The organism is Virgibacillus salexigens (assembly GCF_000723585.1).
Taxonomy (GTDB): domain Bacteria; phylum Bacillota; class Bacilli; order Bacillales; family Amphibacillaceae; genus Virgibacillus; species Virgibacillus salexigens.
This window is the reverse complement of the sequence record NZ_CCDP010000001.1, coordinates 2005904-2029450: the sequence shown is the minus strand read 5'-3', so window position 1 is coordinate 2029450 and position 23547 is coordinate 2005904. Positions and strand designations below refer to the sequence as shown.

The window sequence follows — 23547 nt, the reverse complement described above, 5'->3', positions numbered from 1 at the left end:
CATATGTAACTATTTCGGCCAATGGGGTAAAAAAGCTTTTGCACTTTCATAGCCTTCATGAATAAGGGAGTCTTTTACTTGTTCACTAATATAAAAATTCGTACTTGTTACACTTTCAACTGGAATGAAAATGATATTATTACTCTGTGATTTAGATATGTACCTTGCATCATGAGCTTCCTTCATTGTTGCAAATAACGCATGTAGCATATCAATTGCATTGGATATTTTTCTTGGTTCCAATTTATCAATTGCTGAAGTACTCAATTTTACACCTAAAATAGGTCTTTTCTTTCTTCCGTGTCTATCTTCAAACACCCATAATGGGAAATTACTTAACAGCCCTCCATCTACGATAAAACTTTTTTTGCGATTCTTGCTTATCATTTTTTTGGGCATAAAAAAATAAGGAAATCCAGCGCTCATTCGAACTGCCTTTGCTACTGAGAAATAAGCTGAATTAATCCCGTAAATACGTTCCAAATCATCTGGTATTACAACAAGTTTTCCTAAAGAAATGTCACTCGCAACTACCTTTAAGTAACTGGGATCAATATCTTTAAATGTATATATACCTTTCGTTGCAAGCTTTCGGTAGATCCATTTCTCCAGTTGATTCCCTTTATGAATACCTAACTGAAAATATAAAAACAACCATTTCGTAAAAGGAAACATTTTTGTTAATGCAGGCGGATCCAATAATTTCTTGAGGTCTAATTCATCTAATAGTATTTCTATTTCTTGATGATCGTACCCTGCGGCTAATAACGAAGCGATAATAGCACCTGCTGATGTACCTGCAACACGTTCAAACGATAAACCTGCATGCTCGATTTGTTGTAAAGCGCCGATAAAAGCATAAGCTTTTACCCCACCACCAGAAAAAACACCATCAATTTTCATATGCTTTCCCCTCTATCGCTTGTTCCTTCCAAACCAGCATATACTGGATAAGGAAGTTTCTCTTATATTTGTAAGCAAAGAAAGGAGCATTTAGAACATGATTTATAATAAACGTTACTGTTCTGCTTCTTGATGCATTTTTTTCAATTCCTCTACGCGTGAACCATCTGCTTTAAAATAGTTAACAACATCACCGATTCGATCAATAGAATTCCAACTAAGGTGATGTTCAATTCCTTCGACATCTACATAAATATTTTCATTATCTACACCGATAATTTCTAGAAATTCTTCTAATAATTCATGACGAAATACTAAACGTTCACCAACCTTTTTACCTTTTGCTGTTAAAATGAATCCTCTATATTTTTCATAATTTAAGTAATCGTCTCGATCTAATTTTTGTACCATTTTTGTTACGGAAGAAGGATGAACCTCAAGTGCTTCTGCTATGTCCGAAACTCTTGCATATCCTTTCGCTTCCATTAAGTTGTATATTTGTTCGATGTAATCTTCCATACTAGGAGTAGGCATTCGCTTTCCTCACTTCCAAGAATAAATTTTAGTCTTATGCAAAACTGTTTCAATACAAAGGATACAGGAAATAAGTAAGTGATACAAGCAATATAAGACGTTTAACAAAAGATTATCTACTGCTTTTGCAGCAATAACTTTTGAAAAATCATGGTGTACCGACTATAATAGATAATGTATAAATGTGATAGACGGGGGAAAAAGCATGGAATTTTTAGTAGTACTCATCGTTGCTTTAGTTGTCTTCGGTGTTTTCCGATACTTTAGACAACGTATGTATTTAAAAACATTAACAGAAGATCAATTTAAAGAAGGCTATCGAAAAGCGCAACTTATTGATGTAAGAGAACCTCAAGAATTTAAACGCGGTCACATACTAGGTGCCAGAAACATTCCAGTTACCCAAATGAAGCAACGATTAATTGAATTACGCAAAGATAAACCAGTGTATCTTTATTGTCAAAGTGGATCACGTGCAGCACGTGCAGCACAACTCCTCAATAAAAAAGGATATAAAGATATTAATGTCTTAAAAGGCGGATTCAAAAAATGGACTGGTAAGATCAAATAAATTATGTTTTTATATAGCCAACAGCCTGGTAGCAAGAAATTTGCCACCAGGCTGTTATTATTTACTGATTTATTTTGATTCGTATTTGAGGATTGGTTTTCTTGCTGCAGTCGTTTCATCCATCCGTTTCACGATGGTATGATGAGGAGCTTCTTGAACCAATTCCGGTTCCTCTATTACTTCATCCGCTATTCTGAGCATTGTTTCTACAAAGCCATCCAACGTTTCTTTTGATTCTGTTTCCGTTGGTTCAACCATTAATGCCTCTTCCACATTTAAAGGGAAATAAATGGTTGGTGGATGATAGCCATAATCGAGTAAACGTTTTGCAATATCTAATGTCCGCACACCTAATTTTTTCTGTTGTTTGCCAGATAGCACAAATTCATGCTTACAATGCTGCTTAAACGGCAGTTCATAAGTTGATTCTAATTTTCTCATCATATAATTAGCATTTAGTACCGCGTATTCACTTACTTTTTTCAATCCTTCTGCACCCATTGTTCGAATATACGTGTATGCTCGTAAATTAATACCAAAATTCCCATAGTAAGGCTTGATTCTTCCGATAGACTGAGGGCGATCATCATCAAACGTATAAATGCCATCTTTTTTAATTAATAAAGGTTTTGGTAAGAAAGCTTTTAATTCTTCCGTAACTCCTACAGGACCAGAACCGGGACCACCACCGCCATGAGGCCCTGTAAATGTTTTGTGAAGATTTAAATGAACTGCATCAAATCCCATATCGCCTGGTCGAGCGTAGCCCATAATCGCATTTAGATTGGCACCATCATAATAAAGTTTGCCCCCAGCTTCATGAACGATTTTTGCCATTTCCTCGATTTCCGTTTCGAATAACCCAAGGGTGTTTGGATTTGTTAACATGAGCGCCGCCGTATCTTCTCCTACGACTCGTTTTAAGTCTTCTAAATCTACTAACCCTTTGTCATTAGATTTAACTGTTACAGCCTCAAATCCTGCAACTGTTGCTGATGCTGGATTCGTTCCATGTGCAGAATCAGGGACAATTACTTTTGTACGGCGGAAATCACCATTTGCCTCATGAAAGGCACGGATCATCATTAATGCTGTCCATTCACCATGTGCACCAGCTGCTGATTGTAAAGAAACCTCAGCCATTCCTGTAATTTCACGTAATGCTGTTTGAAGGTCATACATCATTTCCATTGCACCTTGAACACTCTTCTCTGGTTGATCTGGATGTATATGACTAAAACCATCCAAACGAGCAATGTCCTCATTTAACTTAGGGTTATATTTCATTGTACAAGATCCTAATGGATAAAAGCCTGAATCAACACCATAATTTCGATTAGATAGACCGGTGTAATGACGAACGATATCTAACTCGCTTACTTCCGGTAGTTCGGGAGGTTGTTCACGAAGATAACGCTCCCCCAACTCTGCATCTAAGTCTATATCTGGGACATCTAATTCTGGCAGACTATAACTCGTTCTGCCTGGTTTACTATGTTCAAAAATAAGTGGAAAATCTTGGTTATACATTGAGCTCCCTCATTTCTCTAACAAACTGGTCGATATCTTCGATTGTACGGTTTTCTGTGACAGCTACAAGCATGTGTCCAGTCATTTCAGGAAAATCTTTCTCTAAGTTGTAGCCACCTATAATACCTATGTCAAGTAATTGATCATTCAAATCAGCAATTGATTTGTTCAATTTAATAACAAACTCATTAAAAAATGAACCATTGTAAACCACTTCCATACCTGCTTCTTGGAATTTTTGTTTTGCATAGCGTGCTTTTTTCATATTAATTGCAGCCATTTGTTTTAAACCATGCTTTCCTAATGAACTCATTGCCACGGAACTAGCTAATGCATTCAACGCTTGATTTGAGCAAATATTAGACGTCGCTTTATCTCTACGAATGTGCTGTTCTCTTGCTTGAAGGGTTAACACGAATCCTCTTACGCCTTCCTCATCCGTTGTTTGCCCTACTAGGCGGCCAGGAACTTTCCGCATAAGTTTTTTTGTCGTGGCAAAATAGCCGCAGTGTGGACCACCGAATTGAGCTGGAATTCCAAATACTTGTGTATCACCTACAACAATATCAGCACCAAAATCCCCTGGTGGCGTTAAATATCCCAATGCCAACGGATTACTAGAAACAATAAACATGGTTTTCTTTTGGTTTACGAGTAGTTCCTGAATCTCTTCCATTGACTCTAATTGCCCGAAAAAGTTAGGGTATTGTACGACCACACTTGCAGTCTGTTCATCTAATTCATTTGCAAGCTGATTCATGTCGGTCTTACCATTCTGTACATCAATTTCAACTATCTCTAGATTAGGGCCTTTTGCATAAGTGTCTATAACTGCTCTACTTTGTGGATGTACAGCTTTCGAAACAAGAATTTTCTTTCGCTTTGTTTGCGCTGCGCTTAAGTTAACTGCTTCTGCTAAAGACGTGCCTCCATCATACATCGAGGAATTGGCTACATCCATACCAGTTAATTCTGATATCATCGTTTGAAATTCAAAAATTGCCTGTAATTCTCCCTGTGAAATTTCCGGCTGATACGGTGTATATGCTGTATAAAATTCAGATCTAGAAATAACATGATCAACAACGGATGGAATGAAGTGATCATATACACCCGCACCTAAAAAAGAACGATAATCATTTAAATTAGCATTTTTCGAAGCTAGTGTTGCTAGCTCCCTTTTTAACTCAGCTTCATTGGCTGGTTTCTTTAATTGCATTTCTGTCTTAAGACGAACCGATTTTGGTATATCAGAGAATAAAGCGTCTGTACTGTCAATTCCGATACTAGCAAGCATTTCTTGTTTATCCTCTACCGTCATTGGTAAATAACGAAATTCCATTTGCAACTCCCCCTATTTTTGCCTTTGATAAAATGGTGTCTGTACCACTTTAGCTACAGCGCTTCTCTTTCTTACTTGGACAACTAATTCTGTTCCCACTTGAGCTAGATCTGTATTTATTAATGCTAGTCCAATATTTTTCTGTAACGTTGGTGATTGTGTACCAGAAGTCACAAAGCCGGCATATTGGCCATTATGATAAATTTCATATCCTGTTCGGGGAATCCCTTTATCAATTATTTCTATTCCAACTAGCTTCCTATCCGTTCCGTTTTCAATCTGTTGTTTTAAAACGTGCTTGCCAATAAAATCAGCATGTTTATTTACTTTTACTGCAAAAGATAAACCAGCTTCAATTGGACTAATATCCTTGCTAATCTCTTGACCATAGAGTGGTAAATTGGCTTCGAACCGCAATGTATCTCTAGCACCTAATCCAATCGGTGCAAGACCACTTTCTTTTCCTTCCTGTAAGATAAGCTCCCACAAATCAATTCCATTTTTCTGATCAATGTAGATTTCAAATCCATCTTCACCTGTGTAGCCTGTTCTAGACACAAGTGCTGGCTGTTCAATCCCCCTAAAAAACACTTGATCTTTGAATCGGAAAAATCGTATATCTGCTAAGTCCGTCTCGGTTAATGATTGCAGAATTCTCTCTGCCACAGGCCCCTGTATAGCCAATTGAACAAGTGATTCTGAAATATTTTGAATTACTAGTTCAGTTGGTTCAAAATCATTATGATCAACGAGCCATTGATAATCTTTGTCCGTATTTGCAGCATTAACAACAAGAAGATATTCGTCTTCATCCAACATATAAATAAGAAAATCATCAACCGTACCGCCGTCTTCGTAGCACATTAACGTATACTGTGCTCGATTTGGTGTAAGTTTACCAACATCGTTTGTAACCATTTTTTGCAGAAAATCTAAACTTTTACGACCTTTTATGATAATTTCTCCCATATGCGACACATCGAATAAACCTGCTTTTGTTCTAGTAATTTCATGTTCATGCTTAATTCCAGTAAATTGAACGGGAAGGTCCCAGCCACCGAAATCAATTGTTTTTGCTCCATACTTTGAATAAGCAGGATACAATGGCGTCTGTTTTAATTCACTCATCTCAGTCACTCCCTTGATTTTCGAATTATTCAGCAATCTGAAAATTAAAAAAACAGAGATTTCATTGGTTGTCAATGAAATCTCTGTCCTTCTACCAGAAAGTTTCATACAAATCGCCATAGGTAATTTGTATTTTCTTCTTGGGTGGTTTACTTCTTACGTAAACACTCTCCAGAGTTGCGTCCTACAAGAGTCTTTTTTGCCTGAGAGATTCGCTGTAGCTTGCTCCTTCGGCGTTACTTAGAAGCATATGGCTTTTCTTCCTAGTAAACTCTCCCCTTGTAATCATTCGCTTTTATGAAAATATGTATAATTGGTTATACTATGTTACAAAACCAATGAAAAATCTATTTTATTGTGAATTATTATACCACATAATATAAAAGATAAAATAGCTATTCTGAATAATCTATAGAAAAAGGAAGGATGTAATGAATTCTATTCATCTAGACAAAGATACAATATTTATTAATGAATTAGAAAACCGTTTAGATATGAATGACCCGGTGTCCTCTTGGGAACTGTTTTCCATGGCTTTTCATGCAGAGAAAACAACGATGACACCAAGTTTTAAAGGGTTACGAGCATTAGAATTCCTCCCCCATGTTGATTTTCTTAAACATCAAATCGCTTCAGCAGAACAAGTAATCGAACAAATGAATGGAAGGGCAATTCTGGCAGATGAAGTAGGTTTAGGTAAAACAATAGAAGCAGGATTAATTTTAAAGGAATATATGATACGTGGTTTAGTCAAAAAAGCATTAATTCTCGTTCCAGCCTCATTGGTAAATCAATGGGAGAAAGAACTTAATGAAAAATTTTATATTCCAGCTGTTGCTCATCGGAAGAATATGAGCTGGGAACATGGAAATATTATTATTTCCTCCATGGACACGGCAAAAAGGGAACCTCATCGTGAAACCATTTTGGATTTGGACTACGACTTTGTCTTAGTAGATGAAGCACATAAATTAAAGAACCATAAAACCAAAAACTATGCATTTGTTCGCGCCTTAAAAAAGAAGTACTGCCTATTACTAACTGCAACACCAGTGCAAAATCAATTAATAGAAATATTTAATTTAGTTTCTATTCTCAAGCCAGGTCATCTGGGTAATTATGACTCTTTCTTAGAGAGTTACGGAAAAGATCGAAAAAATATGAAGCAAGATATCTATTTAAAACAATTAGTACAAAAAGTAATGGTAAGAAACACTCGAAGAGAAACTGGGTTGAATCAAGTAAAGCGTCATATCGAAACGATTTGGACAGAGTTTTCTGATGAAGAAAAAGATGTTTATCAACAATTAGAGAATAGTACTGGCTTACTCCCTTCTTTCTCAAAGATTACTTTTCTTAGAGAATTTTGCTCGTCAAGGGAAGCATGTTATTTATCGTTAAAGAAGATGCTGTCAGAACAACCTGAACTTGATACATTTCACCAAATTACCGAAAATATCGAACAATTACCGAATCATAAAAAAGCAGAGAAAGTGGTTGAACTAATTCAAGAGATTGGCGACGAAAAAGTGATTATATTTACCGAATATAGAGCTACTCAACTATATTTGCAATGGTATTTACAACAAAATGGAATATCCTCTGTGCCATTTAGAGGGGGATTTAAACGAGGGAAAAAAGACTGGATGCGTCAACTTTTTAAAGATCATGCCCAAGTATTAATTGCAACCGAAGCAGGTGGAGAAGGGATTAACCTACAATTTTGTAACTATATGATAAATTACGATTTACCCTGGAATCCAATGCGATTAGAGCAAAGAATTGGTCGTATTCACCGATATGGCCAAGATAAAGATGTGCATATATACAATTTTGCACTTAAACACACGGTGGAAGAACATATTATGAAACTTTTATATGAAAAGATTAATTTATTTGAACAGGTGATCGGTCATTTAGATGATATATTAGCGGATCTGTCTATTCCCGATATTGAAAGCGAATTACAAGAAATTTATGCTGAATCGACAACTCCTGGTGAAGCCAAAATCAAACTTCAAAACCTATCTGCTGTAATTAAACAGACACATGATACAAATTATGGGGAGGAGCAAAAGTATGGTAATTGATGATTTGAATCACTTTCTAAAATCCTTTTTTCAAGCACATCATTGTTCCATTCTACGAGATGATAATGGTATATTATCTGTTCAATTAACGGAAGAAATGGATAAAGCTTTAATGAACCGTCCATTCTATTGGCATTATATGAAAAAAATGGGCCATCCAGGGGAGCCGATGCGATTAACGTTAATTACTAATCCTGAAATGCGGAATGAGCAAGGGGAATGGATTCATTTTGGAAGTCCGAGATTACAGCAGATCATACATTATTTACAAGAACAGGAAAAATACACAAAGTTATTTCAACAAGTAAATCCAACGATGAATACCCCCTTATATCCATGGTTAGTAACAAATCTTAAAATCAGTTATAAGGGGAAGTATAAACGGGATGAGCTTTTTTCCATTGGATTAAATTTGATTAACGGAACCATGAAATCAGATATGATGGAAACATTAGAAAAGGTTCCACTGCAAACAACTATATCTGATTTTTGTTATACGCTTTCCCCACTTGTTAAATTGAAAAGCGGCTACCTGCGAATTGAATCTGTTCTTGATAGCTATATAGAGAATCAGGAACATAAATGGGCTGAAGATTCGCTTAGAGAGTTACAGTCAGAAGCGGAGTTACTAAGACACTTTTATATAGAAGATACAGAAGATAAACAAATGGAAAAAGAAATTCAGGAAATTACGGAAAGATATCAGCCTCGGATTACATACCAAGTAATCAATGGAGGATTATTTTATTTAACTTCAGACATAGCATAAGCAGGCTCAACTCTGAGCCTGCTTGTTTTTGTTTATCATCATTCGGAATGCAAATGGCAACAAACCTAGCCATCGATTCCCAAATAGAACAGACTTTCTTTGTCTTTTGGTTTTACGTTTTTTCTTTTCTTCTGCAGGCAAATCGATATATGTTACTACTTGCTCTGTCATAAATTTAATGTAATCATTCGTTGACATGTATCCTGCCTCCTCTTATTTTTTATTAGCTTTGCCAATCCAGTTAACAATATTACTGAAAAATACAAAATAAATTTTAAATTGCATGCAGGATTTAGCAATCTATTGTCGAATAAAGTAATATAAAGGAGGTGACAATGTATTGAAGGCTGCAGCAGCCATTTCCAATAACATACTTCAGCAAGCGATTCGGAAGGAAGCTTCTGACATCCACTTTTCTCCTCTTCCGGACAGAATAGATATCTTTATTCGTACACAAGGGAAACGAACGTTCCTTAAATCAATTCCTATACCTTCATACAACATATTGCTAACGTATTATAAATTCACTTCAGCAATGGATATTGGCGAAAGTCGAAGACCACAAAATGGTACCATGCGTTTTCAATTAAACAACGACACCTATTCCCTAAGGCTATCAACTCTACCTGTCAAACAAATGGAAAGTTTAGCTATCCGTATACTCCCGCAAGAAGAGAACCTGCCGATCCATCAGTTATTCCTTTTTCCAAGCCAATTAAATAAAATAATGACATGGATTACCAAGCGATCTGGACTAATCCTAATTACTGGACCAACGGGTAGTGGTAAAACAACAACGCTATACGCTATTTTAGAAGCTATTTTAAAAGAAAAATCCTATCAAGCAATTACGTTAGAAGATCCAGTTGAAAAAGAGATAGCTCAAATTTTGCAAGTTCAAGTAAATGAGAAAGCTGGAATAACATATCAAACTGGCTTTAAAGCTGCCTTACGACATGATCCCGATATAATAATGGTAGGCGAAATACGCGATGCAGCTACGGCTCATTTCGCTTATGAAGCATCTTTATCTGGACACTTAGTTTTAAGTACCATACATGCAACACATGCTTTAGGAACAATCCATCGCTTAAAAGAATTTGGTTTAACATCTTCGGAGTTGAAGCATTCATTAGTTGCAATTGCAGCCATTGAGCTACTAGCATTTGAAACAGTCAAGCACGGAAGAAGAAGAGCTGCTATAGTGGAGCTTTTAGATCGTCATCTGCTTGATATTTACTTTAACGAAAATGACCTTTCGTTCACCGGCTATCAAACATTTCATCACTTACGAAAGAAGGCATTTGCATATGGATTTATACCTAAAACAATTCCTAGTGAAATCTAAAGATCGTATCTCAGATGATGATCAATTACAATTTTTAAAACGTATGCACCGACTCTTAGATAATGGCTATTCATTACTAGGTACACTTGAAGTGATGACATGGGATAAACAATTAGCTAATACAGCAGAACAAATAATCAATTCGTTAAAAAATGGCTTTTCCCTTGAACAAGCACTTTCCAATTGTTCCTTTCATTCATCCATCGTTAACTATATTTCCTTTGCTAATACAAACCAGAATATTGAAGAAAATATCCAGCGGTGCTATATGATGTTTGAACAAAGGTTAAATAATTTAAAGAAATTCAAGCACCTCTTGCGTTATCCACTTATCTTACTTAGCCTTTTCCTACCTCTTCTATTTATTCTTAAGCAGTCGGTTTTACCATCATTCCTAGAATTGTACCAGCAAAGCCCCAGCTCCTCATCCCTAATTATCTTCTCTATCTTTCTGATCGATTGGCTTGGTCTGCTCCTTATTTTGACCTGTCTTGGTATTGGCGGAATCGCCATTTTATGGAAAATATATAACCAGCGTCTTTCCATTGAAAAAAAGCTTCGTGTTTACCAGAGAATACCTATTTTTCGTACGTATATCAAACTACAAACTTCCTTTCTCTTCGCCAGTCAATTTAGTACGTTAATAAAAACTGGAATGTCCTTCAAAGATGTTTTAGATCAAATGATTTATCAAGAAAAACAACCGATTATCTCCTACTATTGTCGACGAATGGGGAAACAGCTCTCTAATGGACACCCAATTCCTACACTCATTTCCCAATTCTTTTTTTTAGAAATGCAATTAACAGCCATCTTTCAACGAAGCAATAATAACCAAGCCTTGGAAACAGATTTATTTCTATATGCGGAAATACTCCTAGAAGAAATACAACGTAAACTTGTTAAGTATTTAACATATATCCAGCCAGTATTTTTCATTATTATTGCCTGTTTTATTTTATTTGTGTATATAACGCTAATGTGGCCAATGTTTCAGCTTGTAAAAACAATATAGAAAGAGGTTAATATAACATGCTTAAGAATAATCGTGGGTTTACTTTAATCGAAATGTTAATTGTGCTGATGATCATATCCGTGCTTATTATACTGACCGTGCCCAATTTAAGTAAACGGAGCCAAGAAGTTAGTAACAAAGGATGCGATGCACTTCTTGCTGTAGTTCAAGCACAAGTAGATGCATATTACACCGAACATAACAGTTATCCTATTAGTTTGGAATCGATGATACCTGCATACATTAACGAAGAACAAACAAGCTGTAATAACGATGAGGCATTACTCTATGATAAAGACACAGGAAAAGTTCGTGCTCCAGCCAGCTAAACGAAACGGATTCTCCCTGATAGAAATGTTAGTCGTGCTTAGTATCGTAATGGTTTTATTAGGTATTAGTGTGCCCCCGGCACTATCTATATTAGAGGAGCTCGAAAGTCAATATGTACTTCAAACCTTTGAAACAGACGTCATGAAAATTCAGCATATGTCAGCAATACATCAATCAAGAATCCGTATTTTTCTTTACGAAGATAAATACGCGATTTTGCATAATTCAGCAATAAAAATAACAAGATTATTGCCAACTGGCTGGAAGATTGACAGTACCATCTCTCGGAATATTGAATTTGAAAGGAATGGAAATATTAAACAACCACGTACGTTTTATATTCAGGCTCCAAATAAAACATATAAAGTTGTGTTTCCATTTGGTAAAGGAAGATTTCGTATTGAAGAAACATAACGGGTTTACATTGATTGAAGTTACTATAGCTGTAAGTATTTTATTTAGTACCATCGTCATCTTACTCCCATTAATCTCTCTATTACAAACAGAAAGGCAAGTTTTAAGTGACCGAAGAATGATTGCATACAAATTACATGATGAATTACAGCCCTATCTATGGGGTGTAAATTCAGACTTGCCAAGTCATTTTGAGAAAAAGATAGAATCAAAAACAGTTCAGTTTTCTATGGTCACCATTACTGAATCATCGCTGCTTAAAGGATGTGCAAAATGGAATAATGCAAAGCAAACGAAGGAAGTTTTTTGTTTATTTGGTAAGCCATGATGAAAAAGGTTTTACTCTGATTCATTCCTTATTCATGATCGTTATCTTGTCTTTTAGCCTGCCATTCTTAAGCTATCTCATTAATTCTGCAAATAATTTCCAAGCATCACCAGATGAGCTTTCCGCCCAGCAGTTTTTTTTATTTCTTAGAAATGAAGTGATGCAAGCAACAGATTACCGGATTAGCCAAAACAAGCTATATCTTGCGTTACCTAATAAAGCGGAGGCCACTTTCAGCTTATATGGGAATATAATTCGAAGGCAAGTAAACGGATTAGGACATGAAATTTATCTTCGTAATGTGAAAGAACTTCACCTTTCTCCTCTTCCCTACGGTTTTACTATTAGGATAACGACTCTAGGCGGTGAACAATATAAAAAAGATATTGTTTTCTATGAATAATGAACAGGCTTTTATACTACCATTCGTTTTATTTGTGATTGCCTTAACGTTTATGCTGATCACCACGAACGTGCAACAGTACCAAAGTAATATTTCAATGACTAAAAACCAGCTACAGCAAATCACTATTGAAACGTTAATACAAACTGCCAGGGAAAAATTAAAAGAGAAGCTAAACGAGGATATTAATAACATCTCCCCTCGTACGTTTCATCTACCTCAAGGAGATGTTCGCATTCAATTAACAGATATAGGAAAAAGTAGTTACCGAATCCTATATATCGTAACTATTCAAGAATCTAAGTATACAACGATTGGTTATTTAGCCATTCCTAATAAAAAAGAATAAAAATATTATAGGATGGAGAAGCTATTCGTGATGAAAAATTTATTTTAAAAAGATTAAAAATTATATGTATGTAAACGATAAATGTTTCAATGGTTTCATTTACAAGAAGGATTTCCTCGTTTATAATAACTATGATAAGGTAACCAAAGGGGGGGAAAGCATGGATCGAATGTTTCGTGTGCTTGCTTTTTGGACAGGTATTTTTACAGTAATGTTCTACGTGGGCGAGATGCCAAAAACTTCATTACTATTCCTCGTTCAAACAGCTTTTTTCCTAACAGTAAGTTATTTAAAACTATCTGAACGCATGTATATGTATTTATTCGGAGCTTATTGTACTGTATTTTTTATTGGCTTTACATGGTATTCAGAATTTATACTCGTACCTGGTTTCGGACACTAAAAAGAGAAAGCCCTATTATTTTATGAAATAACAGGGCTTTCTTTTTTAGAATCTCAAACCTATTTAGACATTTATACGCTTCCGATTTATCAAGCAAATGATTGCTTCAACAATTAGTATAAAAATTAAAGAGACACCAAACAATGGCATAATTACTCCTAACAAAATGAAGAACATAATAAAACTTATTGATACACCAGTTGATACTTTCGGTGGTGCTGAAATACGACCATTTTTTTTACGTGACAGCCATGTCTTTACTCCCAAGAAAAGTACAACTAGGAACCGATACAAACCAATACATTAATTAATTTGTTTGGCCAACCGAATAAATGTCCCCCATGTAATGGTATCCCCCAAGTAAACCACTTCTTTAATATTCCATAATCATTATACCCTACTTGCGCTATCAAATTACCGCTATATTGATCAAAATAGTTTGTCTTTTCTTGATATGGACTAACATCCAATCCAGTTACACCAGTATTACTACCTTTGGAAACCGTATATACACCGTCATCACCTATCGGATAAACAATGGAATATGGCTTAGCTATTTGCTGTTTTTCAATTTTCTCCATTAAGTACTGAACCTGAATGCTATGATGGTGGTTTGATTTATCAGAATTCACATCCATCGCTTCATGGTCTGCATGGAATTAGGTACGCTAGAAGACGGTAATGCATTGCTTCTAGTTGCCCAAGGAATTTCATTCATGTCAGAGGTTGACGGCTGTTGTTTTAAAAGTGGAACTCCAATAGAAGGATTTTCATGAGCTGCTGTATTAATAAAATTCCCCATAAAAAAAGACCAAGGTAATCCAGTAAATATAATAAGAATCATCGGTATAACAATGACCGTTCCTAATAAAGCATGCAACCTTTTATATTTTTGACGTGGAGATGAATGCTGTTTTTTCTGCCATGCCTTGCTCCTATATGTCAAATACAATCCAGATAGTAATAAGAATATCGCCCAGCAGGCAGCTAATTCAACTAGATAATTAACGATTGTTCCTCCAACAAATAAGGAGCTATGCGTATTTCTCATAACGTTTGAATATGTATATTTGGAATTTTGTTCCCCCACTATCTGATTATTATTATCTAGAAATACGTATCTCTCTTCCCCCTGTTCATTCGTCATTGTAAGTCTAGTGTTATAAGGATCATCTAATACAATAATTTTTGATACATCATAGCCCTTGTATTGCTCTTTTACATTCGCTATACCTTCATCAATCGTTAACTCGTCTGTATTATTGCTTTCTCCAAAAAATAAATCGTCGTATATAATATTTTCTATATCCGTATAAAATAAATACCCAATGCCGCTCATGGTTAAGGTTATAAGTAATGGCGTAATAAACAGAGCTGCATAAAAATGCCACCTCCAAAAACGATTATAATTATTTTTTTTCAAATTTCAGCCCTCCAGCCATTGTTGTTTTATAACACATTTAACAACCTCCTTTTATTGATTAAGTATAATCAACATACTCTTATAGTAATTAAAGAACTTATGATGCACAACACTCAATTTGTGATATTACGTGAATATTTGTTGAATTATAACCAACAATCACAGAAGGCTCATTATAGTTTAAATTCAAACTAATTTTCTTTATTCTATTGACATGTGATTTTACTACCTATATAGTTGTTACTATAGTAGCTTAACTTATATCCCTACTAACAAAAGAGCAAAGTACATCCCCAAAAAAACCCTTCTTGAATATCAAGAAGGGTTTTTTATTGACTTGTTTTTTAGCAAGGAATAAAGGGGTTAGCTTTTTTTTCATTTGCAATCGATGTTTTGGGACCATGACCTGGGTATATATCAAAATCTTTATCCAGTGTATATATTTTCTGTTTAATACTTTGCTTCAATTCTTCAAAATTGCCACCTGGCAAATCAGTACGACCAATCCCTTGATAAAATAATACATCACCACTGATCATCATTAACTGTTCATGAAATAGAAAAGTAACACTACCAGGTGAATGCCCAGGGGTATGGATAATTTCAAATTGAAAATTGCCTAGTGTCATTTTCTCTGGAGCTAATAATTGATCAGGTTTTTGAGTTTGAATCGTTTCACCAATAAACATCAATGATCCATTCTTTTGTGCATCTTCAAGCCAATCTGCCTCAGCTTGATGGATATAAACATCAATTTCATAAAATTTTCGTAGCGTATCTACTGCACCAATATGATCAAAGTGCCCATGTGTTAATAATATTGCTTTAGGATCTAGCTGATTCGCAGACAAAAATGTCTTCACTTTTTCAGGTTCTCCACCTGGATCAAATACTAATGCTTGATTATCTTGATAAACAATATAACAATTCGTACCTAATGGTCCAAGTGACATTATTTCGATTTTCAAGATATGCCCTCCTTTATATTGATTAGAGTAACAAATTCCTCATGATATACCTCGACAAACGGAAAATAATACTATAAAATAAATATTATAACTGGACTAGTTACATAATAATACAAATGAAATTCCTTAAGCAACATTGAAAAACGAGGAGGATACGTATCATGATGCACATCGTCTTAGCAATTTTATTTCTGGCAGTAGCTTTACTAGCTATTATCTCTGTGATTCGTCAATTGAAATACAAAAATATATTTGCATTAGGATTTTCAGCAATCACAGCTTTAGCTTTTGGTTTTTTTGCAATCGCAACCATAATCTCAGAAATTACAGGCTAGTAGCATAATCACTCACTCCTAATAAAAAGCTGACGTATGGAGACGTTCAGCTTTTTTTATTCTTATTCCACAGTGTATAGGTCCGGGAGGATAATCCGTTGAATCATATGTTCTTGCATCCCCATAAGCTCAACCACAAGATGGAGCTAAATCTGTAAACGAAACCGAATTTCTACTTGTTACGCTTTATATTCTTTAATTTTAATTGTCTAATCTTTCAATGATGGTTGCATTAGCCATACCATAACCCTCACACATTGTTTGCAACCCATATCTCCCACCAGTTCGTTCCAATTCGTGCATCATTGTAATCATTAATCGACCGCCGCTTGCTCCTAAAGGATGTCCTAATGCAATTGCTCCACCATTTGGGTTTAATTTTGCATCGTCGATTTTCATTTCTTCTAGCCAAGCTAAAGCCACGGAAGCAAATGCTTCATTGACTTCAAAGATATCAATATCCGTAATGGAAAGCCTTGCTTGTTGGAGTGCTTTTCTCGTAGCAGGTATAGGTCCTGTCAACATTAGCGTAGGGTCTGAACCTACTACTGATCTTGTTAACACACGGAATCTTGGCTTTAACCCTAACTTAAGAGCCTTTTCTTTTGACATTAGTAAAATCGCATTTGCTCCATCACTAATTTGACTCGCATTTCCTGCTGTTACACTTCCATTTGTTTTAAATGACGGCTTTAATTTGGCTAATTGTTCCAGACTCGTATTGTTTCTCGGTCCTTCGTCTTCTTTTATAAGTTCAGTCTTCCCATTTTCTAGCGTGACCTCTACGGACATTATTTCTTTATCGAATCTGCCTTCCTTTTGTGCTCGAACTGCTTTTTGATGACTATTTAAAGCAAAAGAATCTAATTCGACTCGAGATAGTCCCCATCGTTCAGCTATCCGATCCGCGGATATACCTTGATGAATCACTTCATACTTTGACGTAAGTGAGCTAGTAAACGTTACGTGTTGTCGATTCGATCCAATTGGGACACGCGACATACTCTCAATACCTCCTGCAACAACAACGTCCATATCCCCACTTAGAATGGCTTGACACCCAAAATGTATTGCCTGCTGACTCGATCCACATTGACGATCAATGGTTGTCCCTGGAACTTCTTTCGGATACCCAGCTATTAATCCAGCAATTCTTGCAATATTCAACGCCTGTTCGCCAGTTTGTGAAACACAGCCTAAAATTACATCTTCAATTTCATACGCTGAAATTCCCGCACGTTTAATAACTTCCTTTAAAGCCTTAGCAGCTAGCTCATCTGCGCGAATATTACTTAAAACACCATTTTTCTTCCCTACCGGGGTCCTGGCTGCCTCTACAATGACTACTTCTCGCATATTCATTATCCTTTCTCAATGATTTTGTAACCCCTTACAATGAATCAAACATCCCCATCCTATGCGTATGTTTGATAGGTTAATTTATGTTTATATTATCGTATAATCATCATTTGCATCATTCTTTAGTTACAATAGAGCTGCCCTATTGGGACAGCTCTATTGTAAATTATTCACCGCTATTATTTTATCGCTCATTAAATTCAATAAACCGGAATAGATCCCCATAAATCAAGTCATCGGAGTAATCTAATTCTTTTTCTACTTTTTCCCTAATGGGGGTACAAGATTTTGTTTTATTAGTTGCATCTGTTCGATCACTTTCTTGATCCTCAATCGATTCTCCAGTCTTTCGGTCATAACAAATATTATTTGCAAACACATACTCGTCACTAATAAAATTCCCGTTTCGAAGTGCAATAAAATCTTTTCGTGTTTGGCTAAATAAATCTGTTCCAAATTGAATATCGTTTTGTGTTTCTAAGCCTAATAAACTTAATATCGTTGGTTTCACATCAATTTGACCCGATATTTTCGATTCTACCCTTCCTTCTCCATGTCCAGGTATATGAATAAAGAACGGTACACGTTGCAGTTGAACGTGATCATATGGCGTAATCTCTTCTTTATCCAAATACATACTCATTGCTCGATTATGATTCGCGCTAATTCCATAGTGATCACCCATAATTACGATAATGGAATCTTCATATAATCCAGTCTCTTTTAACTGGCTAAAGAATTGTTCAATTGCCTCATCCATATATCTAACTGTAGGAAAGAAATTATTTAAGGTTTTCGAATTGGAATGATAGGGATCAATCGATTGATCTTCATCATCTAATTCGAACGGGAAATGATTGGTTAATGTGATTAATTTTGCATAAAATGGTTGCTCCATTGATTTGAGAAGTGGAATGGACTGCTCGAAATATGGCTTATCCTTCAAACCCCATCCAATTGAATTTTCTTCGGTTACCTCATAAGACTCTTCCCCGTAAAAATGATCAATTCCTAAACTTTGATACATTTGGTCTCGATTCCAGAAACTTTTATTATTAGCATGTAGAACACTAGAATAATAGTTTTCCTCTTTTAATATTTCAGGCATTGCATGATATTCATTCTGAGCATGTGTAAAAAATACCGCTCCTCTTGAAAGAGGGTATAACGAATTTTCAACAATAAATTCAGAATCTGATGTTTTTCCTTGTTCCGTTTGATGATAAAAATTCTCGAAATAATACGTATCCTTATCTTCTGTCAACCTGTTTAAAAAAGGAGTGATCTCTTGACCATTTACATCATTATTTATTACGAAGCTTTGAATCGACTCGGCATTAATAAAAATGACATTTTTACCCTTAGCAACCCCAAATAATGCCGACTTTTCATCTGTTTTAACGTTCTCATTAATGTAATCTTGGATCTTAGGTATTTCATTGCCATCGGCAAATACACGTTGTGTTTTTGCTTTTGTATGAGTAGCAATATCATAAATATGATAATTAAAGAGTCCGATATTTTTGACTAAATATTCACGATCAAACGCACGAGTGAATAATTGTGGGCGCTCCATTTCAGCAAGAAAGAAATTACCAGCTAATAAAACAAGAGACATTGCTAAAGTAAATACTTTTCCATTTCTAGGATAATAAACCGTCCACCTATCCGGTTGCTTCTTGCTTAAATACCAAATGATTATAACATCTAAAAACAATAATATATCTAATGGCTTCACTAATGATAAAATACTTGAACCTAAATCAGCAACATTGCTTCCTTGGAATAGTTGAGGAATGGTGATAAAATCGGTAAATGATCGATAAAACACCAAATTGGCAAATATAATAAGCGTACCGATCAACGCAAGAAACCTTATGAACTTCAGCTGTCTACTTTGTTTTTTTATCCAAACACTTATGGCAAACACTAAGAAAGCTGAAACAAATGGATTTATAAATAATAATAACTCCTGCATTGCATTTTCCAAATCGATGGAAAACACAAATCGATACACCATGTATGTCTTTAAACCAAACAATAAGGTAGCTATAATAAACAATGGTATTTTTCTATAACTTACATCCATAACCGCTTCCCCCTGCTATTTTCACACTCCGTTTTCTTATCGATTCACTTGCATACCTGTCATTTCTTTCTATTATAAACGGTTTATTAAGTTTTTGTTAATATTATTTTATTTCCTTATATATGGTTATTACGATTTTGATTCAAAAAAGTTTCCTTCACCTTAATTTGCAAAGACAACATTCTCTAATTTTTGTTTTACTAAGAATGCTGCACCAATAATTCCCGCATCATTTCCTAATTCTGCTATTTTTAGTTCACAGTATTGACTTACTCGAACAAGTGCATATGTATTAAATGCTTTGCGAATCTCCGACAGCAGCAGGTCACCGGCCTTCGATACGCCTCCTCCTATTAGCACTTTAGAAGGGTTAACCATTGTTCCGATATTTGAAATTGTCATTCCTAATACATCTGCCGTATGAGTAACAATACGCATCGCAGTTTTATCCCCATCAGCAGCTAATTGAAAAACATCCTTTGAAGTAATACTCCCTTTTTCTGCTAATACGTTAGTTAGTAAACTTGTTTTCTCCATATCTATTTGTTTCATGGCTTGTCTAACAATTCCCGTCGCTGAGACGATTGTTTCTAAACAACCATTACGGCCACAGTTACATGGATAGCCATTCGGATCGATTGTCATATGCCCGATTTCGCCGCCCATCCCTGCTTCACCATTCACAATTTCTCCGTTTGCAATAATTCCACCACCAACACCCGTTCCTAATGTAATTGCAACTAGGTTGGCAGCCTGATTTCCTGCACCCCTCCAATTTTCACCTAAAACAGCTACATTAGCATCATTCTCAACATATACTGGTAGCTTCGAACGTTTACGTAATTGATTTCCAAAATCATAATTTTTCCATCCAATATTTACAGCTTCATAAACAAATCCTGTATCTCCTTCTATAAATCCGGGTGCACCTACACCAATTCCAAGTACTTGTTTTGTTGTAAATTCTTTCGCTTCCAACTTATTATTAATTGCTTCCCATACGTCATCAACAATGTGAATACCGCCATTTTCTGTATTTGTAGGTATTTCCCATTTTTCAATAATATCTCCTTGATCGTTAATAAGACCAAGTTTTGCAGAAGTTCCGCCAATATCTACCCCGATAATAAGTTCTTTCATTCACCTGTTCCCCCTTTTTTGTTCAACCGCATCCAATCTCTTTCTTTTTTTATAAGTAATTTTGCCTGAAGATAGCGTTCATTTTCAATAAAATGGAGCTTATATAATTCATCTAATTCCATTGCCATCATTTCTAAATCGCCCATACGATTACCAGTATAAATAAATGTACCATACTTCTTCAGTAATTGTTGAATATCATAAATCGTTTCCATTATTTTTATCACCTATATTATTATACTAAATTTAATATAGAAATAGAAATACAAACTTAAGTCATAAAAAGATCCAAATCGGATTAACGATCTGGATCTTTTGGATGTAGAAATGCTGGTCTCCGATTTTTCAATGGTATTGGCGAACGAAGAAAAACATCTCGAAATGGTCGATATGAAAATGGAAGGAATGGCCAAAAATATGCAATGTGGAATGATTTCATACGGGCTAAATATAATATCCACACTGTAATTCCGATAATATAACCAATGCCGCCTAATAAAGCTGCACAAAGCAATAAGAATATCCGAGCTAAACGATTAGCTAAACTTAATTCATAACTTGGAGTGGCATATGTTCCAATTGCTGCTACTGCCAAATAAAGGACGACTTCATGCGAAAACCAGCCTACTTGCACAGATACTTCTCCAATCATAATGGCTGCTACTAACCCAAGTGCGGTAGCTAAAGAGGACGGTGTATGAATGGCCGCCATACGCAGTACATCAATTCCCATTTCTGCTATTAAAAACTGAATAAGTAATGGAACGACACCAACTTCATCAGGTCCAATATATTGTAAATTTGCAGGTAAGTATTCCGGTTGTTTTGTAAACACGAAATATAAAGGAAGAATGAAGATGGAAGCAATAACTGCAATAAATCGTACAAATCTTAAATACGCACCTACTAAAGGTTTTTGCCTATACTCCTCAGCATGTTGGAGATGGTGAGAATACGTTGCAGGGGTAATCATCACACTTGGAGATCCATCAATAATAATTATGACATGCCCTTCATATAAATGAGAAGCAGCAGTATCTGGTCGTTCAGTATAACGTACAGTCGGATAGGGATTCCAATGCCGGCCACTAATATATTCTTCAATTGTTTTCTCCGCCATTGGAAGTCCATCGGTATCAATTTTTTCTAACTTCTTTTTTAAATTATCTACCCTTCGATTATCGGCAATATCCTCTAAATAACACACACAAATATCTGTCTTTGATCTTCTACCTATTTGCATATATTCCATGCGTAACGACCGATCACGAACTCTTCTTCGTGTAAGCGCCGTGTTGAATACAATTGTTTCGACATAACCATCGCGAGAGCCACGTACGACCCTTTCTAAATCTGGTTCTTCCGGTGAGCGAGCGGGATAAGTTCTTGCATCAATCATAATGATTTTGTCTATGCCCTCAACAATAAGAGCAGCCGGTCCTCCTAACACCAGATCCGAAGCATTATTTAAATCGGCTACTTCTTCCACTTCGATATAAGGAATATACGTTTTCATTAACTTACTTAATACATCTGGTTGAAAGTCACTTTGTTGTAACTTCGCAAACAGCTTCATAATATAAAGTAAAATATCATCTTTTCCAAATCCATCTATTAAAAACAGAGACATATTAATGCCAGCATATTCTAAATCTCTTTGTATAATATCAAAGCTTTTATCTACTGCTAATCGTTCATTAATATAATCTCGATTTTTTTGAAAGTCCTTAAAAATCGGCTGTTTTTCATTATTCATTAGCTCACCTTTTCATAAATTGTGATAGGTATAGTTTGTTGCAACGCCACCCTATCTATTCATTATGAGTCCAAGGCTTGTTTTAATCATAAATATGAAAAACAGACATATATTGAAACAAGACAAGCATTAAAAGGCGGGGGATTAATGAAAAAATGGCACGTAATCATTACCGTTATAGCTGCACTTTGTGTTATTGCTATTATATATATAATTAGGCTAAATTCTATTCCTGCCATAACCTATTTTCCCATTGACAAGAATCGTTCTTTTTCAAATGCTGAAACAACCATCCAATTATTTTCAGAAAAGGGAAATGATAATTATGAAATTAATTGGAGAGCAGGATCGAGGACAGAGAATTCAGTATACTTACGACAAGATGTCTCTCTACTTTACGATAATGGTCGATTAAGAGGAGCCCTTACTAAATGGGTACAAGATACAGATACCATTCAATTAAAAGAAAAACTTCATCACGAAGACAGTAGTTTGTTTCAATCCATTTCCTTTCATCATGGGGAAGTACATTACCCTGATAGTCAAATAAAAAGTATTCATCAATTATCTAGTGATTACTTATATGTTATTGATTCTCCAACAACCTCTTTAGAATCGTTTAAAACACCTGAAAATAATTATGAAAAAGAGTGGAAGGACTTATTAGAACGTACGACCAAACAACAATTAATTTATCAATGGAACAAGCTCTTCCACCACTTTCAAATCGATTCCAATCATTATCTAACCGTACCACTTACCGACTTAGCAAAATATCAAGAAGAACCCTTACCCTCTTTGACAATGGAACAAACAGAGAAGATTATGGGACAATTATGGGAGGGACTATATAAAAATTACATTATTCCGGTAGTTAATACTGAAAACGAGGAATTAAACAGTTACATTCCAATCGTATTATTTGATAAAGACCAAAAACACTTGCTTGTTTTATATGAACTGAACGGAAAGAAGAACAAATTAATCCAAAACTACTCCTTTACAGATCAGTAATTAATA

Annotated in this window: 28 protein-coding genes and 2 riboswitches; of the genes, 13 read left to right on the top strand and 15 right to left on the bottom strand. The window is 35.3% G+C overall.

Going from position 1 to position 23547, the window contains the following annotated elements:
* Positions 1 to 9 precede the first annotated feature (9 nt).
* A complete protein-coding gene (locus tag BN990_RS09500; RefSeq protein WP_038243787.1) occupies positions 10 to 903 on the bottom strand; it encodes a patatin-like phospholipase family protein in 894 nt (297 codons plus the stop codon).
* A gap of 114 nt (positions 904 to 1017) precedes the next feature.
* Positions 1018 to 1437, bottom strand: coding sequence for a transcriptional regulator MntR (gene mntR, locus BN990_RS09495; RefSeq protein WP_021291142.1), 420 nt, complete (start codon positions 1435 to 1437; stop codon positions 1018 to 1020).
* Between the two features lie 205 nt (positions 1438 to 1642).
* On the opposite strand from mntR, the gene BN990_RS09490 reads away from it, so the two are divergent.
* Positions 1643 to 2008: a rhodanese-like domain-containing protein gene (locus tag BN990_RS09490; protein ID WP_021291141.1), complete on the top strand. Its 366-nt coding sequence runs from the start codon at positions 1643 to 1645 to the stop codon at positions 2006 to 2008.
* A 69-nt stretch (positions 2009 to 2077) separates the two neighbouring features.
* Here BN990_RS09490 and gcvPB read toward each other — a convergent pair whose 3' ends face one another.
* The 3 genes from gcvPB to gcvT are packed head-to-tail and all read right to left on the bottom strand — an operon-like array spanning position 2078 to position 6008.
* A complete protein-coding gene (gene gcvPB / locus BN990_RS09485; RefSeq protein WP_038243785.1) occupies positions 2078 to 3538 on the bottom strand; it encodes an aminomethyl-transferring glycine dehydrogenase subunit GcvPB in 1461 nt (486 codons plus the stop codon).
* Complete coding sequence (gene gcvPA, locus BN990_RS09480; RefSeq protein WP_038243781.1) at positions 3531 to 4880, bottom strand: aminomethyl-transferring glycine dehydrogenase subunit GcvPA; 1350 nt, start codon at positions 4878 to 4880, stop codon at positions 3531 to 3533. Before gcvPA ends, gcvPB begins: the two co-directional genes overlap by 8 nt.
* 12 nt (positions 4881 to 4892) lie before the next feature.
* A complete protein-coding gene (gene gcvT / locus BN990_RS09475) occupies positions 4893 to 6008 on the bottom strand; it encodes a glycine cleavage system aminomethyltransferase GcvT (protein WP_038243779.1) in 1116 nt (371 codons plus the stop codon).
* A gap of 81 nt (positions 6009 to 6089) precedes the next feature.
* A riboswitch (glycine riboswitch) is annotated at positions 6090 to 6185 on the bottom strand.
* A gap of 3 nt (positions 6186 to 6188) precedes the next feature.
* Positions 6189 to 6297, bottom strand: a riboswitch (glycine riboswitch).
* 142 nt (positions 6298 to 6439) lie between these two features.
* Between gcvT and BN990_RS09470 the strand changes: the two genes are divergently transcribed.
* Complete coding sequence (locus BN990_RS09470) at positions 6440 to 8098, top strand: DEAD/DEAH box helicase (protein WP_038243776.1); 1659 nt, start codon at positions 6440 to 6442, stop codon at positions 8096 to 8098.
* Positions 8088 to 8867 carry a YqhG family protein gene (locus BN990_RS09465; protein WP_038243773.1) on the top strand — a complete coding sequence of 260 codons (780 nt, stop codon included), beginning with the start codon at positions 8088 to 8090 and terminating at the stop codon, positions 8865 to 8867. The genes BN990_RS09470 and BN990_RS09465 overlap by 11 nt, the downstream gene beginning before the upstream one ends.
* Positions 8868 to 8873: 6 nt before the next feature.
* On the opposite strand, the gene BN990_RS09460 is transcribed toward BN990_RS09465, so the two are convergent.
* A complete protein-coding gene (locus BN990_RS09460; protein ID WP_021291135.1) occupies positions 8874 to 9065 on the bottom strand; it encodes a YqzE family protein in 192 nt (63 codons plus the stop codon).
* A 142-nt stretch (positions 9066 to 9207) separates the two neighbouring features.
* Here BN990_RS09460 and comGA point away from each other — a divergent pair, with 142 nt between their 5' ends.
* The 8 genes from comGA (at position 9208) to BN990_RS09420 (ending at position 13457) form a co-directional block, all read left to right on the top strand.
* Entirely contained in the window at positions 9208 to 10215 is a 1008-nt protein-coding gene (gene comGA, locus BN990_RS09455; protein WP_021291134.1) for a competence type IV pilus ATPase ComGA, read from the top strand.
* Entirely contained in the window at positions 10178 to 11230 is a 1053-nt protein-coding gene (gene comGB, locus BN990_RS09450) for a competence type IV pilus assembly protein ComGB (RefSeq protein ID WP_038243771.1), read from the top strand. The genes comGA and comGB overlap by 38 nt, the downstream gene beginning before the upstream one ends.
* 17 nt (positions 11231 to 11247) lie before the next feature.
* Positions 11248 to 11559 (top strand): competence type IV pilus major pilin ComGC, encoded by a 312-nt coding sequence (comGC, locus tag BN990_RS09445; RefSeq protein ID WP_038243769.1) that lies wholly within the window; start codon positions 11248 to 11250, stop codon positions 11557 to 11559.
* A complete protein-coding gene (gene comGD / locus BN990_RS09440; RefSeq protein WP_021291131.1) occupies positions 11519 to 11974 on the top strand; it encodes a competence type IV pilus minor pilin ComGD in 456 nt (151 codons plus the stop codon). Before comGC ends, comGD begins: the two co-directional genes overlap by 41 nt.
* The gene (locus tag BN990_RS09435; protein WP_021291130.1) at positions 11961 to 12302 is read left to right on the top strand and encodes a type IV pilus modification PilV family protein; all 342 of its coding nucleotides are present in this window, start codon (positions 11961 to 11963) and stop codon (positions 12300 to 12302) included. Before comGD ends, BN990_RS09435 begins: the two co-directional genes overlap by 14 nt.
* Positions 12256 to 12705, top strand: a complete 450-nt coding sequence (gene comGF, locus BN990_RS09430; protein WP_081856129.1) for a competence type IV pilus minor pilin ComGF — start codon at positions 12256 to 12258, stop codon at positions 12703 to 12705. The genes BN990_RS09435 and comGF overlap by 47 nt, the downstream gene beginning before the upstream one ends.
* Complete coding sequence (locus tag BN990_RS09425; RefSeq protein ID WP_038243764.1) at positions 12698 to 13054, top strand: hypothetical protein; 357 nt, start codon at positions 12698 to 12700, stop codon at positions 13052 to 13054. Before comGF ends, BN990_RS09425 begins: the two co-directional genes overlap by 8 nt.
* Before the next feature lie 160 nt (positions 13055 to 13214).
* Positions 13215 to 13457: a DUF2626 domain-containing protein gene (locus tag BN990_RS09420; RefSeq protein ID WP_021291127.1), complete on the top strand. Its 243-nt coding sequence runs from the start codon at positions 13215 to 13217 to the stop codon at positions 13455 to 13457.
* A 63-nt stretch (positions 13458 to 13520) separates the two neighbouring features.
* Here the strand turns inward: BN990_RS09420 and BN990_RS23620 are convergent, their stop codons facing one another.
* The 4 genes from BN990_RS23620 to BN990_RS09410 all read right to left on the bottom strand — a co-directional run bounded on the left by BN990_RS23620 (position 13521) and on the right by BN990_RS09410 (position 15848).
* On the bottom strand, positions 13521 to 13724 hold the full coding sequence (locus BN990_RS23620) for a hypothetical protein (protein ID WP_370459202.1): 204 nt from the start codon (positions 13722 to 13724) through the stop codon (positions 13521 to 13523).
* An 11-nt stretch (positions 13725 to 13735) separates the two neighbouring features.
* Positions 13736 to 14095: a PepSY domain-containing protein gene (locus tag BN990_RS23615; RefSeq protein WP_420340851.1), complete on the bottom strand. Its 360-nt coding sequence runs from the start codon at positions 14093 to 14095 to the stop codon at positions 13736 to 13738.
* Entirely contained in the window at positions 14086 to 14880 is a 795-nt protein-coding gene (locus tag BN990_RS23610) for a PepSY-associated TM helix domain-containing protein (RefSeq protein WP_370457743.1), read from the bottom strand. The genes BN990_RS23615 and BN990_RS23610 overlap by 10 nt, the downstream gene beginning before the upstream one ends.
* Before the next feature lie 344 nt (positions 14881 to 15224).
* The gene (locus BN990_RS09410) at positions 15225 to 15848 is read right to left on the bottom strand and encodes an MBL fold metallo-hydrolase (RefSeq protein WP_038243761.1); all 624 of its coding nucleotides are present in this window, start codon (positions 15846 to 15848) and stop codon (positions 15225 to 15227) included.
* 161 nt (positions 15849 to 16009) lie between these two features.
* On the opposite strand from BN990_RS09410, the gene BN990_RS21885 reads away from it, so the two are divergent.
* Positions 16010 to 16183, top strand: coding sequence for a DUF2759 family protein (locus BN990_RS21885; protein ID WP_021291125.1), 174 nt, complete (start codon positions 16010 to 16012; stop codon positions 16181 to 16183).
* A gap of 201 nt (positions 16184 to 16384) precedes the next feature.
* Here the strand turns inward: BN990_RS21885 and BN990_RS09405 are convergent, their stop codons facing one another.
* From BN990_RS09405 to BN990_RS09385, 5 genes are all read right to left on the bottom strand, one after another.
* A complete protein-coding gene (locus BN990_RS09405; RefSeq protein WP_038243758.1) occupies positions 16385 to 17539 on the bottom strand; it encodes a thiolase family protein in 1155 nt (384 codons plus the stop codon).
* Between the two features lie 187 nt (positions 17540 to 17726).
* A complete protein-coding gene (locus BN990_RS09400; RefSeq protein ID WP_021291123.1) occupies positions 17727 to 19631 on the bottom strand; it encodes an LTA synthase family protein in 1905 nt (634 codons plus the stop codon).
* A 162-nt stretch (positions 19632 to 19793) separates the two neighbouring features.
* Entirely contained in the window at positions 19794 to 20771 is a 978-nt protein-coding gene (locus BN990_RS09395; protein WP_021291122.1) for an ROK family glucokinase, read from the bottom strand.
* Positions 20768 to 20986, bottom strand: a complete 219-nt coding sequence (locus BN990_RS09390; RefSeq protein ID WP_021291121.1) for a YqgQ family protein — start codon at positions 20984 to 20986, stop codon at positions 20768 to 20770. The genes BN990_RS09395 and BN990_RS09390 overlap by 4 nt, the downstream gene beginning before the upstream one ends.
* Before the next feature lie 83 nt (positions 20987 to 21069).
* Positions 21070 to 22527 carry a spore germination protein gene (locus BN990_RS09385; RefSeq protein WP_021291120.1) on the bottom strand — a complete coding sequence of 486 codons (1458 nt, stop codon included), beginning with the start codon at positions 22525 to 22527 and terminating at the stop codon, positions 21070 to 21072.
* Between the two features lie 147 nt (positions 22528 to 22674).
* Here BN990_RS09385 and BN990_RS09380 point away from each other — a divergent pair, with 147 nt between their 5' ends.
* On the top strand, positions 22675 to 23541 hold the full coding sequence (locus BN990_RS09380) for a hypothetical protein (RefSeq protein WP_038243755.1): 867 nt from the start codon (positions 22675 to 22677) through the stop codon (positions 23539 to 23541).
* Positions 23542 to 23547 lie beyond the last annotated feature (6 nt).